General features: G+C 58.3%; 13 protein-coding genes. 6 read left to right on the top strand and 7 right to left on the bottom strand.

What is annotated here, in order from left to right; translation table 11 throughout:
* Nucleotides 1-27: 27 nt before the first annotated feature.
* Nucleotides 28-342 (bottom strand): (2Fe-2S) ferredoxin domain-containing protein, encoded by a 315-nt coding sequence (locus tag ACI1P1_RS17350; RefSeq protein WP_416217690.1) that lies wholly within the window; start codon nt 340-342, stop codon nt 28-30.
* A gap of 158 nt (nt 343-500) precedes the next feature.
* Nucleotides 501-842, bottom strand: a complete 342-nt coding sequence (locus ACI1P1_RS17345) for a L,D-transpeptidase (RefSeq protein WP_416217689.1) — start codon at nt 840-842, stop codon at nt 501-503.
* A gap of 239 nt (nt 843-1,081) precedes the next feature.
* Here ACI1P1_RS17345 and ACI1P1_RS17340 point away from each other — a divergent pair, with 239 nt between their 5' ends.
* Complete coding sequence (locus tag ACI1P1_RS17340; protein ID WP_416217688.1) at nt 1,082-2,785, top strand: methyl-accepting chemotaxis protein; 1,704 nt, start codon at nt 1,082-1,084, stop codon at nt 2,783-2,785.
* A gap of 601 nt (nt 2,786-3,386) precedes the next feature.
* Nucleotides 3,387-4,292, top strand: a complete 906-nt coding sequence (gene rarD / locus ACI1P1_RS17335; protein ID WP_416217687.1) for an EamA family transporter RarD — start codon at nt 3,387-3,389, stop codon at nt 4,290-4,292.
* 42 nt (nt 4,293-4,334) lie between these two features.
* On the opposite strand, the gene ACI1P1_RS17330 is transcribed toward rarD, so the two are convergent.
* Both ACI1P1_RS17330 and ACI1P1_RS17325 read right to left on the bottom strand, forming a co-directional pair.
* Nucleotides 4,335-5,024, bottom strand: coding sequence for a class I SAM-dependent methyltransferase (locus tag ACI1P1_RS17330; RefSeq protein ID WP_416217686.1), 690 nt, complete (start codon nt 5,022-5,024; stop codon nt 4,335-4,337).
* 73 nt (nt 5,025-5,097) lie between these two features.
* Nucleotides 5,098-6,066: a methyltransferase domain-containing protein gene (locus ACI1P1_RS17325; RefSeq protein ID WP_416217685.1), complete on the bottom strand. Its 969-nt coding sequence runs from the start codon at nt 6,064-6,066 to the stop codon at nt 5,098-5,100.
* 91 nt (nt 6,067-6,157) lie between these two features.
* On the opposite strand from ACI1P1_RS17325, the gene hrpB reads away from it, so the two are divergent.
* A complete protein-coding gene (hrpB, locus tag ACI1P1_RS17320; RefSeq protein ID WP_416217684.1) occupies nt 6,158-8,824 on the top strand; it encodes an ATP-dependent helicase HrpB in 2,667 nt (888 codons plus the stop codon).
* Nucleotides 8,825-9,465: 641 nt separating this feature from the next.
* On the opposite strand, the gene ACI1P1_RS17315 is transcribed toward hrpB, so the two are convergent.
* The 3 genes from ACI1P1_RS17315 to ACI1P1_RS17305 form a co-directional block, all read right to left on the bottom strand.
* Nucleotides 9,466-10,479, bottom strand: a complete 1,014-nt coding sequence (locus ACI1P1_RS17315) for a GtrA family protein (RefSeq protein WP_416217683.1) — start codon at nt 10,477-10,479, stop codon at nt 9,466-9,468.
* Nucleotides 10,480-10,612: 133 nt separating this feature from the next.
* Nucleotides 10,613-11,539, bottom strand: a complete 927-nt coding sequence (locus tag ACI1P1_RS17310) for a phosphodiester glycosidase family protein (protein WP_416217682.1) — start codon at nt 11,537-11,539, stop codon at nt 10,613-10,615.
* A gap of 143 nt (nt 11,540-11,682) precedes the next feature.
* The gene (locus ACI1P1_RS17305; protein ID WP_416217681.1) at nt 11,683-12,684 is read right to left on the bottom strand and encodes an acrylyl-CoA reductase family protein; all 1,002 of its coding nucleotides are present in this window, start codon (nt 12,682-12,684) and stop codon (nt 11,683-11,685) included.
* 320 nt (nt 12,685-13,004) lie between these two features.
* Here ACI1P1_RS17305 and ACI1P1_RS17300 point away from each other — a divergent pair, with 320 nt between their 5' ends.
* The 3 genes from ACI1P1_RS17300 (at nt 13,005) to ACI1P1_RS17290 (ending at nt 15,256) form a co-directional block, all read left to right on the top strand.
* The gene (locus ACI1P1_RS17300) at nt 13,005-13,847 is read left to right on the top strand and encodes a polysaccharide deacetylase family protein (RefSeq protein ID WP_416217680.1); all 843 of its coding nucleotides are present in this window, start codon (nt 13,005-13,007) and stop codon (nt 13,845-13,847) included.
* A gap of 75 nt (nt 13,848-13,922) precedes the next feature.
* Complete coding sequence (sfsA, locus tag ACI1P1_RS17295) at nt 13,923-14,624, top strand: DNA/RNA nuclease SfsA (protein WP_416217679.1); 702 nt, start codon at nt 13,923-13,925, stop codon at nt 14,622-14,624.
* Nucleotides 14,625-14,710: 86 nt separating this feature from the next.
* On the top strand, nt 14,711-15,256 hold the full coding sequence (locus ACI1P1_RS17290) for a glutathione peroxidase (protein WP_416217678.1): 546 nt from the start codon (nt 14,711-14,713) through the stop codon (nt 15,254-15,256).
* Nucleotides 15,257-15,282: the final 26 nt, after the last annotated feature.

Genomic DNA, 15,282 nt, shown 5'->3' with positions numbered 1-15,282 from the left:
TAAGGAAGAAATGTCCGTACCGGCGGATCAGGTGGCGGAAATCCGGTGCATGATCAGTTCCTCCACCGGCTCGTTGTTCACCAGATGCTCCATCACAATGCGCTCGGCATCATCTGTGGTCAGGTTGTAATACCAGATGCCGTCCGGGTAAACCAGGGCGAAGGGGCCGTTGCCGCACAGACCCAGGCAGTTGGTTTTGCTGAGCTTGATTTCCTTATGAATGCCCGCCTCCACCAGCTTTTCCTTTACCGCTTCCATCACCTCGCTGGATTCCTGACCCTCGCAATGCTCGCTGCCGCAAAAGAATATATGCTTTTTCATTGCCTTCAACCGCATGTTCATGGTTACCCTCTCCTCTTCTATGGGATATAACTTGCCATATCTATGGCTTGATTATAGCCGGTTTTCAGGAAAAGGGAATGTATTTGGCTTCAAAGTTGCTGAAAATGTAACATGTACCTAAATTACACAACATCTAATGTTATATATATGTCATGTATTTATTTCCGTATCCGTACTTCAGTACCAACCGATACCTTCGCGGCCAAATCCAGCACATCGGCGTTGTGCATGCGGATGCATCCGTGGGAGCTCCGTTTGCCGACGGAGTCGGGACGGTTGGTTCCGTGGATGCCGTAATGGGGTTTAGAGAGTCCCATCCAGAAAGCTCCGAAGGGGCCGCCGGGATTGGGCTGTTTGTTGATTATTTTAAACAGACCCTCGGGGGAAGCGGAGGCAATGGTGCCAATGCCCACAGGATAAGATTTTACCACCGTGTCTCCCTCCAGCAAATGCAGCATAAGCTGCGATAAATCGACAATGATCCGATAACGGGGCGGCATAAGGATCCTCCTCTTTTTCCACGGGCTTGCATTCCGGCTGCAATCAGCATATGCCGGTTTATCCGGGCAGGTGACGGGGAGGCTTTTTGAATCAAGTCTAATGTAAATGGGATTCAAATTTCATTTAAATTCGAAATGCCAGAAATAGGTCTAAAGGGTTGTGAAGAAGAATGTCGAATAAAGTAAGAAAAGTTGCCGACTTATACAACTTAGACTCACCATGGAAAGGAAGCGAGCACATGTTACTTCGTAAAATGAAGTTGGGACCGAAAATTTTTCTGATGTTTCTGCTGCTGCTGCTTATGATGGCAGTTACCATGTCCCAAATGTTTTTGATGATGCTCAAGGACGGAATCCGGGATGAGGTATCCCAGAATGCGGTCGGTACCAATGCTCTGGCGTTGAAATATCTGGAGGCCCGTTATCCCGGTGATTGGTCCGTGAATGCGGAGGGTTTATACAAGGGCACCCAGAAGATGAACGGCAATAATGAAATATTGGATGAAATCCAAACGTCCACCGGCAATAAGATGACCCTTTTTCAGGGCAATACCCGGGTAGCCACCAATGTTTTGAAGGAGGATGGCAGCCGGGCGGTGGGAACCACAGTGGATCCGTCGGTGGAAGAGGTGGTATTGAAGCGGAGTGAAGCCTACCAGGGCACCGCCACTATTCTGGGAGAGGAATACCAAACCTCTTATCTGCCTCTCAAAAATAAAGGAGGAGAAACGGTGGGCATTCTGTTCGCCGGCACCTCCGAGGCGGCTGTGCTCGAGCATGCCAATGAAGCCATGAGGCTGGTGTGGATCATTCTGGCCGGTGTACTGGTCGTCTCCGTAGTGGCAATTTTCTTCTTCGTCTGGGGTTTGTCCCGCCGTATCGGCCGGGTGAAGGCCTCACTGGAGGCTGCCGGACATGGCGATTTCACCGTGGAGGTGTCGGACCGGTCACAGGATGAGATCGGCATGCTGGTTAGCAGCTTTAACCGGATGCGCGAAGGGTTGATCCGCCTTATTCAAGGTGCGGCATCCACGGCCGAGCAGGTTGCCGGTACGGCGGAAATCCTGACGGTCAGCGCCGATGAAACCAGCAAGGCCACCGAGCATATTGCCATGTCCATCCAGGATATCTCCGCCGGGGCGGATTCCCAGCTGGCCGCAACCAATGAAAGCGGCAAGCTGATGCAGGATATCGCGGCGGGTATGAGCACCATTGGCGCGGATTCCAGTGAAGCGCTGGAGCGGACGGCCGTGGCGGGCCAACTGGCAGGGGAAGGGGCTCAGGCGGTTCAGCGCACCGTGGCCCAAATGATGCAGATTCATGGCGCCGTGGACCAGTCCGATGCGGCGATCCGCAGCCTGGCCCACCGGTCGGAGCAAATTGAGGAGATGGTGAAGGTGATTGCAGGGATTGCGGTACAAACCAACCTTCTGGCATTGAATGCGGGAATTGAAGCGGCCCGGGCCGGAGAATCCGGCAGAGGGTTTGCGGTGGTAGCCGGCGAGGTGAAGAAGCTGGCGGAGGGCTCCCGGACCTCTGCGGAGAAGGTGGCGGAGCTGATCAGCGACATCCGTGCGGATATCGAGCGCACCGTCGGCTCCATGGTTCAGGTGAAGGATCAGGTCAACGGGGGTATGGCGGCGGTGGAGGAAACCGACCTGAAGTTCGGGGAGATCGTCCAGGCCATGAAGGAAGTGGAGCTGAAGGTCCGGGAAACCACCCGGATCACCAATACCATCGTGGAGCAGGTGCAGGAGGCGGAGCAAACCTTCGGCGGTCTGGAGGAAGTGGCCCGGAGCACATCCATGAACACCCAAACAGTGGCCGCTTCCTCCGAGGAGCAGCTGGCCTCCATGGAGGAGGTATCCGCCTCCTCGGCGGACCTGTCCCGCCTGGCGGACAGCCTGCAGGAGCTGCTGCAGCAGTTTAAGGTGAAGGAATAGCCGCGGAGCGCTGAAAGCAGATTACGAGTGAGGAATAGCGCGGAGTGCTGGCAGCAGAATTAGAGCAAGGAATAGCCGTGGAGCGCTGGCAGCAGAATTAGAGTAAGGAATAGCCGTGGAGCGCTGGCAGCAGCCTCGGCATAAAAAATAGGCCGTCCGGATGGACGGCCTGTTTGCTGTGGTCAGGAGGCAGGAGGGAACTCGGTCCTCTGCAGCCCCGAAACCCAGAATCCCAGAATCCCAGAATCCCAGACTTTCAAACCCTGCGCCTGCCTCGCTCCGCATGCTTCCTGCAAAAGTGCAGTTATTTTCTTGGCCAACGTTGAATTCGGACCTCTTCCTGCAAAAGTGCAGTTATTTTTACCCTGAACCGCAATTTGGACGTATCTGCGCCGAAATAGATGCACTTTTGCAGGATGGCCTGTCATTTTGGCGCGAATCGAAGAATTTACCTGCACTTTTGCATTTCGGCATTCTGGCAAAAACAGCTGATCCGGCCCCCGTCCCAAATCCGGAACAGTGTGCTATAATTAGCCTTTAGTTTGACAAAGCATGGCCATGGCGCCATGGAATTTTGGGCTCGGACAGGAGGATATAAGGAATGAACACCAAAGGATTTACATATGCCTTGCTGGCATATTTGGCGTGGGGGTTTCTCCCGCTATATTGGAAGGCGCTGGACTCGGTGCCGGCGTGGGAAATACTAGGACACCGGATGGTGTGGTCCCTGGTCTTTCTGATGGGGATTCTGCTCATTTCCCGCCGCTTCAGCGAATACCGCCAGGTGGTCCGGAACAGGCGGACGGCCCGTTACCTGGGGCTGGCTTCGATTCTCATCAGCACCAACTGGCTGGTGTTCATCTGGGCGGTGAACAACGGGCATATGGTGGAAACCAGCCTCGGTTATTATATGAATCCGCTGCTGAACGTGCTGCTGGGTGTGCTGTTCCTGAAGGAGCGGCTCCATGCCGGACAGTGGGCAGCGATTGCGCTTGCCTTTACCGGTGTAGCTGTGGTGACCATCGAGCATGGCCGGCTGCCGTGGATATCCCTGGTGCTGGCGGCCAGCTTTGCCCTCTACGGCTTGATCAAGAAAAAAGCCAACGTAGACGCCACCCTTGGACTGGCATGGGAAACAACCTTTGTCGCACCTCTGGCGGCCATCTATCTGTTATACACCCAGTTTACCGGGCACGCCGGCACAGGCAGCCTGGACACCTGGCATTGGATTCTGCTATTGCTGGCAGGGGCGGCCACCGTTATGCCATTATTCTGGTTCGCCAAAGCGGCGGCCACACTTTCTCTGTCCACCATCGGCTTTATCCAATACGTGGGACCGACGATTACGCTGATTCTCGGCGTGGCGGTGTATCACGAAACCTTTGACACGGCGCGTTGGATCAGCTTCGGGCTGATTTGGGCGGCGCTGGTAGTGTACACATGGTCCTCCTTGCGTGCAGCAGCCAAGGCAAGCCGCACCCGGGCGGAAGCCTGCGAAGCCGCCTGACAAAAGACGCTGCCGGGAGAAACCGCCTCCTCAACCCAAGACTTACACCGTCAGCGTCCACATGCCCGCCCACTCGCGGACAACCGGAACCCCCTTGGCCCGGACCTGCCGGGACAAGGCTTCGCCGAAGAAAAATTCCGTGAGCTCCACCGCCTCTTCAACGCTCTCGAAGGTGTAATCCATCGGCAGCAGGGAAAAGGTGAAGCCATACGTGTTCTCCAACTGTTGATAATAACCGGTTAGAAAATCCGGCGCCTGCGGTCCGTCCGTACCGGTGCCCATAGTTTCCAGAATCACGATGGTCCCGCCCGGCCGGAGAATCCGCCGGAATTCTGCAAGAGTGCGCTCCAGAGCGATTTGCCAGTCCGCATGATTGCTGCTGGCCAGGTAGCAGACGGTCCACCCGGCTGTTATCAGATCGGCAGTGCTGTCGCCAACGGGCAGGCATCGGTGGTCGGCAGTTCCGTAGCGGAGCTTTTCGGTGGAAAGCGGGGGGACAAGTTTTTGCCGGGTGAGATGAAGCATGGCCTCCGAACGGTCAAACACCGCGAGCGTATGGGCAAAAGGAGCCAAAACCGCAGCCAGGCGGCCTGTGCCGGCTCCTGTATCTACCATATCCAGCCCCTCCAAGGGGCGGATGCGGAGTAAAGCGGGCAGCAGACTGGGCTGGCGGGAAATCATTTGGTCGTACAAATGTGCTTGCCGGTTGTAAACATGTTCATGATCGGGCATAAGACTGTTCCTCCTGCATAAGTGTTGGCCGGCCGGCGTTGGTTTCACTATACAGGTTCACGCTGCGTGAAGGTCAACAGGTTTTCGCCGCATATAACACATGAACATTCTTTTGCCCGGGAAGCGAGTGGAGCCTGATCTGCAGCCTTGAGTGAAAGGTGGAGACGAAGGACCAGTCCTCCTCCGGCAGGAGAGCACAGACGGCAAACCGGCCCTCCGGCTTAAGGACGCGCAGCAGCTCCGCCAATGCTTGGCAGCGCTCTTCGGGAGAAAGCAAATGGAACACATAGCCGCTTGCAGCAAAATCGAAGCTGCCGCCATCGTACGGGATCGCCAAGGCATTGCCCAGCTTGGTTTCCATCATGGGGAATTTGCGGCGGCATACCTGCAGCATCCTCCGGGATTGGTCGATGCCCTTCATAATAGGGCCATAACGGTTCATCGCCTCTGCAAGGTTGCCTGTACCGGTGCCGATGTCTAGACCGGACTCGCCCGGCTTCGGGTCAAGCAGCCCGGCCATCAGCCGGAGGGCATCTTTGTAGCCCGGATACCAGGTGCTGTCCTCTGTCAATTGGGCGTCGAAGCTCTCGGCCAACAGATCAAAGCGGTAGTGGTCGGTCCAGCTGCTGCGCAGCTCCCGTTGTTTGCGGATATCCTCTGCTTGATGATGAAGCGAGGGTGTCAGCTGCATGCCCGTACCGGAGAAGCTGCGGATCAGTTCTTCATTCATGCGGATCTGGTTGTCCAGATCCAGCCGGCGGGCATACAAGAGGGAGCGTTGGAGCTCAAGCAGATACAGACTCTCCTCCTCTTGTCCCATTCCGTAGGTTGCCAGCACATTGGAGAGATCGGGAATGGACAGGCCGGACTCCCGGAGCACCAGGATGGTCTCCAAACGGAGCAGATCATGCGGACTGAACAGACGGTAGCCGTTTTCGGGGTCTTTGGAGAGGGTGAGCAGCCCTTTTTCCTCGTAAAACCGGATGGTCCTGGTGCTGATGCCCAAACGGCGGGCAGCTTCTGTAATGTGGAAGGTATCCATATGCAAACTCCTTCCTTCGGGGGAATTGTATGTACAGTATAGCGGGGAGGCTCCGGGAGAGCCAGATGCCGGCAGAAAAAAAGGGGTGGACATGGTGAGTGGTCGGGAAAACGCAGGATTGCCGGTGGATGAAGCGCTCCCTTCCTTGAAGGATGCGCTTCGGGATGGGTGCGGTGCGGTTTTGGTGGCTCCTCCGGGCGCGGGTAAAACCACCAGAGTGCCGCTGGCACTTCTGGAGGAGACGTGGGCGGTGGGCAAACGGATTCTGATGCTGGAGCCCAGACGGCTGGCGGCCCGTTCGGCAGCCCGCTATATGGCGGCATCGTTGGGTGAACCGGTCGGGCAAACCGTCGGCTACAGGGTGAGGATGGACACACGGGTGGGATCCAAAACCCGGATTGAAGTTATCACCGAAGGGGTGCTGACCCGGATGCTCCAGGAGGACCCGGAGCTGTCGGGAGTGGCGGCGGTGCTCTTCGACGAATTCCACGAGCGCAGCCTCCATGCCGATTTGGGGCTGGCGCTGTGTCTGCAGGCCCAGGAGCTCCTGCGGGACGACCTGAGGCTGGTGGTCATGTCCGCCACTCTGGAGGCGGAGCCGGTAGCCGCTTTGATGGGAGAGGCGCCGGTTGTGGTGAGCGCGGGCCGGGCGTATCCGGTAGAAACCCGTTACCTGCCTAAACGCCCGGAGGGGCGTCTGGAAGACCGGACAGCCGCTGCTGTAGTCACCGCCCTGCGGGAAAACCAGGGGGATATCTTGGTTTTCCTGCCCGGAGCGGGTGAAATCCGCCGGACCGAGGAAAGGTTGTCCGCCCAACTGGCCGGTGGGGCAGCTGGTCCGGTCCGCGTTCTGCCGCTGCACGGAACCCTGCCGCAGGAGGCACAGGATCTGGCGCTGGCCCCTGCACAGCCGGGGACGCGCAAGGTGGTGCTGGCCACCTCCATCGCCGAAACCAGTCTGACCGTAGACGGAGTCCGCGTTGTGGTGGACGCGGGGTTATCCCGGGTGCCGCGTTTTTCGCCGCGCACGGGTATGACCCGGCTGGACACGGTGCCGGTGTCGGTGGCCTCCGCCGATCAGCGGAGGGGCCGTGCCGGGCGGCAGGGCCCGGGTGTCTGCTACCGGCTGTGGCCGGAGCAGGACCAGGGGCAGCTGCCCGCCCGAACCACCCCGGAGATTCTGGAGGCGGATCTGGCGCCTTTATGCCTGGATCTGGCGGCGTGGGGCGCCGCGCCGGAGGAGCTGCGCTGGCTGGACGCTCCGCCAGCTGCGGCTTTGGCTCAAGCGCGGGCGCTGCTCCAGCGCTTGGGTGCACTTGGGGCGGACGGCACCGTTACGCCCCACGGCAGGGCCATGGCCGGGCTGGGGCTCCACCCCCGGCTGGCCCATATGGCCTTGAAGGCCCGGGAGCTGGGCCTTCAAGGCCTGGGCTGCGAGCTCGCTGCGCTGCTCGGCGAGCGTGACGTGCTCCGTGCGGCGGAGGGTGCCGCACCCAATGCGGACCTCCGCCTGCGGGTAGAGGCGCTGCGAAACGCCGGGGGGGAGGCCCATAGTCTGGGACTCCGGGCCGACCCGGCGGCTCTGGCGCGGGTACGTGCGGAGGCATCCTGGTGGGCGCGGGAGTTGGGCGGCGCCCAGGCAGACACCGGCCGCCGACCAGCCGCTTCTCCCGCAGCTGGCAGTTCGGAAGGCTCTCCCGTAGCTGATAGCCCCGCAGGTTCCGCCGCAGCTGGCAGCCCCACTCTGGCAACCGCCCCACTGCCCGCCCTTTCCAGCTCGGGAGCGGATTTGGCCTATTGCGGACTGCTGCTTGCTTTTGCTTATCCTGACCGGATCGGCCAGCAGCGTTCCCGTGGACGGTACCTGTTGTCCAATGGGCGGGGAGCGGTAATGGCGGCTGACCAGCATCTGGCCGGTATTCCTTATTTGGTTGCAGCGGAGCTGGACGACCAAGGAGCGGACAGCCGCATTTATTTGGCGGCGCCGGTGGAGCTTGCCCATCTGGAAACGTACCTGCACGAAGGGCTGGAGGAAGAGGAAGCAGTGGAGTGGGAGGATGCGGCTCAGGCTGTCCGGGCCAAAAAGCGCCTCCGGCTGGGTTCGCTGATTCTGAAGGAAAAGCAGCTGCAGAATCCCCCGGCTCCGCTGGTGACTCGGGCGCTGCTTGCGGCTGTCGCCAAGGATGGGCTGGAGGCTCTGCCTTGGACCAAGGCATCCAGGCAGCTGCTCCAGCGGCTTCGTTTTATGCAGCTGGCTGATCCGTCCTGGCCGGATGTTGCGGAGGAGACGCTGTTGGCTGCTTTGCCGGATTGGCTGGGACCCTATGCGGAAGGAATGCGCAGCAAGCAGGATTTGACCCGCGTGAATCTGGGGGAGGCCTTAACGGGGCTGTTGGATTGGAGCCGCCGCCAGGAGCTGGACCGGCATGCCCCAACCCATTTGCAGGTGCCCAGCGGCTCGCGGATTCCGGTGGATTACAGCGACCCGGGCCAGCCTTTTATAGCAGTCCGGCTGCAGGAGCTTTTTGGCTTGACCGAAACGCCGCGGATTGGCGGCGGACGGGTGCCGGTGGTGATCCATCTGCTGTCCCCGGCCCAACGCCCGGTGCAGGTTACCCGGGACCTGGCAGGCTTCTGGCGGGAAACCTATTTTGACGTGAAAAAGGACCTCAAGGGCCGGTATCCCAAGCATTACTGGCCGGATAATCCCCTGGAGGCAATCCCCACTAACCGGGTCAGGCCAAAACCCCAGGGATAGGGGGAATTTGGCTTGCATCCGACCGCTCTTGACGTAGACCCCCTCCGGTGTAGAGGGGGTTTTTGCTCCTTTTCGGACACTATCCCCTTGGCTCAGGAACCCGCCCCATCCCCGATCTTTTCTGATCCTGAACGAAAGGGATAATGAGAGGAATGGAACGTCCCCCCTGAGCAAAGGGGATAGTGCATGAAAAGAGACGCTCGCCCTGAGCAAAGGGGATAGTGCATGAAAAGAGACGCTCGCCCTGAGCAAAGGGGATAGTGCATGAAAAGAGACGCTCGCCCTGAGCAAAGGGGATAGTGCATGAAAAGAGACGCTCGCCCTGAGCAAAGGGGATAATGCATGAAAAGAGACGCTCGCCCTGAGCAAAGGGGATAGTGCATGAAAAGAGACGCTCGCCCTGAGCAAAGGGGATAGTGCATGAAAAGAGACGCTCGCCCTGAGTAAAGGGGATAGTGCATGAAAAGAGACGCTCGTCCCTGAGCAAAGGGGATAGTGCATGAAAAGAGACGCTCGCCCTGAGTAAAGGGGATAATGCATGAAAGGAACGCTCGTCCCTGAGCAAAGGGGATAGTGCATGAAAAGAGGCGCTCGCCCTGAGCAAAGGGGATAGTGCACAAAAGGGGCTCCCGGAGCCCCTTTTACGCGTATACAAAACGCTGCTGGCACCAATAGCTGAAGAGGAACAGCATGGCCTCTGTCAGCAGCTTGGCTGCCAGGAGAGGGAGCCCTGCTTGTCCGAATAAGAGGGACATCAGGCCGTAATTCAACAGCAGGATGATGCCTGCTAAGGCGATATATTTGGGCATGGACCGCCCCATCGGTGTCGGTTTGCCGCTGGTGAATACGAAGGTTTTGTTCATGGCATAGTTAAAAGCTGCGCTGCACAAACGCGCCCCCCATACGGCTAGCAGCAAGCTGCCGGTGCCGGATTGGATCAGCATCAGGAGGAGGATGTCCAGCAGGGCGGAGATCAGGGATATGGAGCCGAACTTGGCGATAGGCCAGTAGATTTTCAGGGAATCTGCCAAGGGGCGGAAGTGGGAGGAGCTGTTGTGGTCGATATAGACGGTTTCTATGGGCAGCTCGCGGAAGAAATAGCCTGCTCCGGGGGCCTGTAGCAGCAGGTTCATTTCGTATTCGAACCGTTCTCCCGGCACTTGGCAGAGCCACTCCAGCATCTCCGGCGGGTATCCCCGCAGCCCGGTCTGCGTATCCTGCAGGGGGATACCCGAAAGGAAGGAATAAATCTTCCGGGTGGCCGTATTGCCTACGCTGCTGCGCAGGGGGACCTTGCCGGTAAACTGGCGGCTGCCCAGCACCATCCGGTCCGCCGCCTCCTGGGCAGCCTGGGCCACCCGCATAATATCCCTGGGCAAATGCTGGCCGTCGCTGTCCGCACAAACCACCGCATCCGCCCGGCCCATATCCAGCAGGTGGCGGAAGCCGGTTTTGAGCGCCCGGCCCTTGCCCCGGTTCACCGGATGGGCCAGTACGGTGCAGCCCTCCAATTGGGCGGCCCGGAATAAGGAGGCATAGTGTTCCCCACTTCCGTCGTCTACCACCAGAATGTCGGACATTCCGGAGGCTTTTAACTGGAGGATCAGCTCCAGCAGACGTTGGTCGGGTTCATAAGCCGGTATCAATACATGCATCTATGCCGCCTCCATTCATGTTGTGATATGCCGAACACGCGTAGGGGAAAACGCCGGAATCGGCGCAGGAGTGGGTCTCGTCAGCCAGGCCGTGGACCTCGCGAGCAAGTCTCGAGTAAGTGCAAAGCCGCCATCAAGGAGTGGCGACGTATAGAATGTCGCTGACGCCGCGTTCGGTTTCTTTGCCCAGGGGATTGTTCACTACCCGGCCCTGAAAAACCATGGTGGACGATCCTCCGCCGTCCAAATTGTACGCTTCGGTCGCCCCCAGCTCCTTGAACAGCTGGGCGAATTGGCTCAGCGTCATGCCGGCGCTGTAGCCCTCCTTACGGCCATCCACCACAACGAAGAGATAGTGGTTAGCCGAGATAAGACCGATGCCGGTGCGGGGGTTGGCCCCCTGGATGGAGCGGTTGCCGAAGTTAGTGTCGATCTTCACCTGTTCCAGGTCACTGGCTACCTTACCCTCCAATACCAGCGCAGGGCCGAAGGAATAGGTTTGCGTGACGCCGTCCGCTAAAAGAGAGGCTGCGGTTTTTTTGGTTTCGTCGTAGGATTTTATGGTGCCGTCGGCGTAAAGAGCCAGCCCTGTACGGGCAGGTTCATTCCGGTACAGGATGCCGTTGCGGATGATAACCCCGTCGCTGCGGAATCCGTAATAGTCCCCGTTGATGGCAAACAGAGCGTTGTTATTGGCGGCAATCACGGATGTATGCTCGATAATGTTGCGGCCAAAGGCGTTTTTGGCAAAGGCGGAGCTGAGACTTGCCCCATTCTGGAGCTGGACATCCGCTACATAGTAGGTGATTTTCTCCTTGCCTTCGCCGGTCTCCACCTGGCGGATGCTGATGTTGATATCGCTGCTGCGGTAGCTCCAATCGTCGGAGGAGCCTCCGCCGTTTTCCTTACCATTGGCCAGTGTGTTCTCCGCCGCTGTAACCCTCATTTCCACATGCTCGATTAAATAACGGTCTGCCAGCTTGTAGAGCACTCCGCCGATGGCAAGTAATATCAGAAGGGCTGCCAGCAGCCCCTTCTTTTTGAAGTTCCACGATTTCAAACCGGAACCCCTCCTCTCTGATGACTGTCCTTATTCTACGGCTGTGGACTTAACCCGCCCTGAGTCCCGGCTGAATGTCCGCTTAAAGAAATAGAAAAAAGCCGCCCTCCGAAGAAGGCGGCTTAACACCGTCATTATACTTGCTATTCTCCTGCTAAACGCACCAGAACTCTGCCGCGGGTGGCGGATTTGAGTATGTCCGAGAGCGCCTGGGGCAGCTCCGCCAGAGTCACCTCGCGGTTCACCAGCTTATCCAGCTGCTGCGGCTTCCAGCTGCCGGCCATGAGCTTCCACAATTCCTCCCGCTCGGCGGCGGGACACATGACTGAATCGATGCCCAGGAGGCTTACGCCCCGCAGAATAAAGGGCAGCACGGTGGCGGGCACGGCTGTGCCGCCGGTAAGTCCGCTGACGGCTACTGCGCCGCGGTATGCGATCCGGCTCAGCACTGCGGCCAGCTGAGTGCCGCCAACAGGGTCCACCGCTGCCTGCCACAGCTGCTTGTCCAGAGGCTTTACGTTCCCCCCGGCATAAACCTCCTCCCGGGACAGCACCTCGCTTGCGCCCAACTCCCGCAGATAACCGGCCTCTTCGCTGCGCCCGGTGCTGGCTGCTACCGTATAGCCCTTCTGCGCCAGCATCGCCACAGCCGCACCACCAACTCCGCCGGAGGCTCCTGTTACCAGCACCTTGCCCTTACCGGGGGAGACGCCGTTTTCCTCCAGACGTTTGATGGACAGCGCGGCAGTGAAGCCCGCGGTTCCGTAAATCATGGCCTCCCGCAAAGACAATCCCTCCGGCAGCGGCACGACCCACTCCGCCGGCAGCCGGGCGTATTCGCTGTAGCCGCCAAAATGGCTCACGCCAATCCCATAACCGGTGGCCAGCACCTTTTGACCCTCATAAAAACGCGGATCCGCCGAGGAGACCACATACCCGGACAAATCGATGCCGGGGATAAAGGGATAGCTTCTGACGATATTCCCGTCCGGTATGGAAGCCAGCCCGTCCTTATAGTTAACGCTGGAATATGCCACCTTGATGACAACTTCCCCCTGGGGCAGCTCATCTTGGGTCAGTGAGCGGATACCGACAGTGAATGCTTCGCCTTTGTTAACCTCCAGGGCCTGAAATACAGCTGTCATAACCTTCAAACTCCTTTCAACGTGCACGGTATACATAGCTGTACCCTTTATACACCTTTTGGTTAGGGGGGTCAAACTTTTTTGCGTGTCCGCCTTCTAAAAATGTGAACTTCCAAATACACTATTTCGTCTAATAAATACAGGTGGCGGTAGAGGAAACGAAACATTTGTTACGCCTCTATAAATCTATAGACCGGTCAGCCCATATCCGGTATGCTAGAGGGAACTCTGGTAGAAACCAGGCTGTCCGTTTCATCTTGCAACATCCGTTCCAAGAGGCGCTCCCTGATTTTGTAGCCAACTAAGGCAGGTAGACTAACATGAAGAAATTAGCGCAAGCGGTGCTGATCTGTGCCTCGGCAGCCCTGCTCGTAATGAGCGGATGCAGCCGGTCCGGCAACCAGGCTGCGGCAGCACCCCAGGAAGCGGCTTTATCTCCGTTCCCCACCATCAGTTCCACTGCAACACCCGCCCCGCCGGCTGCATCAGCGGAGCCGTCGCCTCTTGTTCCTTCGCCGGAATCGGGCAAGCCTGTAGAGGAGACCGTCCAGCCGGACAGCGGCAAACCCGCCCGCCGGGAATCTGCGCTGAAGCCTGTGTACGCCGTGGGTAAGAATCAGGTCGCTATTACCATCGATGACGGCCCCACCAAGGACACCGGCAAGCTGCTCAAGGTGCTGAAGGATAACGACGCCAAGGTGACCTTCTTTTTTCTGGGACAGAATGTGGAGAAGTACCATGATTCCGTCACCCAGGCTGTCTACGAGCGACATGGGATCGGGTATCACTCCGATGTACACCCGCAGATGACGAAAATGAATTATGACAGCCAGCAGAAGGAGTTTGAGACCGGGCTCAAGAAGCTGGAGAAGTGGAGCAAAACATCAGTAAAGCTGTTCCGTCCCCCTTATGGCAGCTATAATAACGATACGAAGCTGATTACCGAGGAGCACGGCATGAGCATGATCCTGTGGAATGAGGACCCCAAGGACTGGGAAGCAGGAGATGCCGCCAAAATTACGAAGAATGTTCTGTCGGAGGTCCGGTCAGGCAGTATTATTGTGATGCATGACCACCCGTCTACCATTGCCGCTTTGCCCGGTATTATCGAAGGTATCCGCAAGAAGGGCTACACCCTTGTTACGGTGCCGGAGCCCAAATAAACGACTATTTCAAAGTCCGTGCGTGCTGCGCCCCAAGCGCCGCCGCCGGGCTTTCGTTATAAAAAAGGAAGAGTGATGATGCATTATACCCGTACAGTGGAAGGGCGGTTTCTCCACCGGCCCAACCGGTTTATCGCCCTGGTGGACATCGGCGGCACCGTGGAGACGGTGCATGTGAAGAATACCGGACGCTGTGCCGAACTGCTGGTGCCCGGCGCGCGGGTGGTGCTGGAGCAGGCTGCCCCCGGCGCCCCCAGACGTACGGCCTACTCCCTGATCGCCGTGTACAAAGGGGAGCTGTTGATCAATATGGATTCCCAGGCCCCCAACCGGGTGGTGCTGGAGGCGGCTTTGTCCGGCCAACTGGACAATGTGGCAGGAGAGCCGCTTGCGGCGGTCCGGCCGGAAATGCGCTTCGGGAGTTCCCGTTTTGACCTGTATTGGGAAACCGTGAGCGGAGTGAAGGCCTTTATGGAGGTAAAGGGTGTGACCCTGGAGCAGGACGGTATTGTCCGCTTTCCCGATGCGCCCACAGCCCGGGGAACCCGTCATGTGCTGGAAATGGTGGAGGCGGTGAGGGCCGGCTACCGGGGGCATCTATTGTTCCTGATCCAAATGAACGGCGTCAGCCTCTTCGAGCCCAATGCGGTGATGGACCCTGCTTTTGCCCAGGCCCTTCGGGTGGCGGCGAGCTCCGGGGTGCAGGTGCTGGCCTACGATACATGGGTGACGCCGGATTCCATGGTGCTGGGGGAACCGGTGGAGGTTGTGCTGTAGCATCCGCTTGTACTCCTCCTTGGGCTGTGGCACAATATTCCATAGAACCTTAGAAAGGGCCAAGGGCCACAGGAGCGTGAGTTTTGATGAGTGTGTATCTCTTTTCCGCCAATAATATCCGGGGTGTGCAAGTCCCGCTGGAAAGCTATGAGGGCAAGGTGCTGCTGATTGTGAATACGGCCAGCCGCTGCGGCTTCACACCCCAGTACAGCGACCTGCAGAAGCTGTATGAAACCTACTACGACCGCGGTTTTGTCATCCTGGGTTTCCCCTGCAATCAGTTTGGGGAGCAGGAGCCCGGGGAGAATGAGGAGGTGCATACCTTCTGCCAGATCAACTACGGCGTCACCTTCCCGCTGTTTGAGAAGCTGGAGGTAAAGGGGCCGGGCAAACATCCGCTGTTCGCCTATCTGACGAAAACCGCGCCGTTCCAGGGCTTCGACCAGTCCCAGCCTACCGGCAAGCTGCTGCATAATATGCTTGCGGAGAAAATGCCGGAGGAGCTGCATAACGATGAGATCAAATGGAACTTCACCAAGTTCCTTATCGACCGCCAGGGCCGGGTGGTAACCCGGTATGAATCACCGGTGGACCCGCTGGATATCGGGCCGGATATAGAGAAGCTGTTATAGGAACTGGAAGGACCTGCCGGAGACGG

The organism is Paenibacillus mesotrionivorans (genome assembly GCF_046098205.1).
Taxonomy (GTDB): domain Bacteria; phylum Bacillota; class Bacilli; order Paenibacillales; family NBRC-103111; genus Paenibacillus_AR; species Paenibacillus_AR mesotrionivorans.
This window is presented reverse-complemented; position numbering and strand designations above follow the sequence as displayed.

Coding starts and splice junctions, on each gene's coding strand:
- ACI1P1_RS17325 (WP_416217685.1), bottom strand. CDS start 6,066: ATGGATACCTTCCACATTACAGAAGCTGCCCGCCGTTTGGGCATCAGC.
- ACI1P1_RS17350 (WP_416217690.1), bottom strand. CDS start 342: ATGAACATGCGGTTGAAGGCAATGAAAAAGCATATATTCTTTTGCGGC.
- ACI1P1_RS17345 (WP_416217689.1), bottom strand. CDS start 842: ATGCCGCCCCGTTATCGGATCATTGTCGATTTATCGCAGCTTATGCTG.
- ACI1P1_RS17315 (WP_416217683.1), bottom strand. CDS start 10,479: ATGCATGTATTGATACCGGCTTATGAACCCGACCAACGTCTGCTGGAG.
- sfsA (WP_416217679.1), top strand. CDS start 13,923: ATGATGCATTATACCCGTACAGTGGAAGGGCGGTTTCTCCACCGGCCC.
- ACI1P1_RS17340 (WP_416217688.1), top strand. CDS start 1,082: ATGTTACTTCGTAAAATGAAGTTGGGACCGAAAATTTTTCTGATGTTT.
- ACI1P1_RS17305 (WP_416217681.1), bottom strand. CDS start 12,684: ATGACAGCTGTATTTCAGGCCCTGGAGGTTAACAAAGGCGAAGCATTC.
- ACI1P1_RS17290 (WP_416217678.1), top strand. CDS start 14,711: ATGAGTGTGTATCTCTTTTCCGCCAATAATATCCGGGGTGTGCAAGTC.
- hrpB (WP_416217684.1), top strand. CDS start 6,158: ATGGTGAGTGGTCGGGAAAACGCAGGATTGCCGGTGGATGAAGCGCTC.
- ACI1P1_RS17300 (WP_416217680.1), top strand. CDS start 13,005: ATGAAGAAATTAGCGCAAGCGGTGCTGATCTGTGCCTCGGCAGCCCTG.
- ACI1P1_RS17330 (WP_416217686.1), bottom strand. CDS start 5,024: ATGCCCGATCATGAACATGTTTACAACCGGCAAGCACATTTGTACGAC.
- rarD (WP_416217687.1), top strand. CDS start 3,387: ATGAACACCAAAGGATTTACATATGCCTTGCTGGCATATTTGGCGTGG.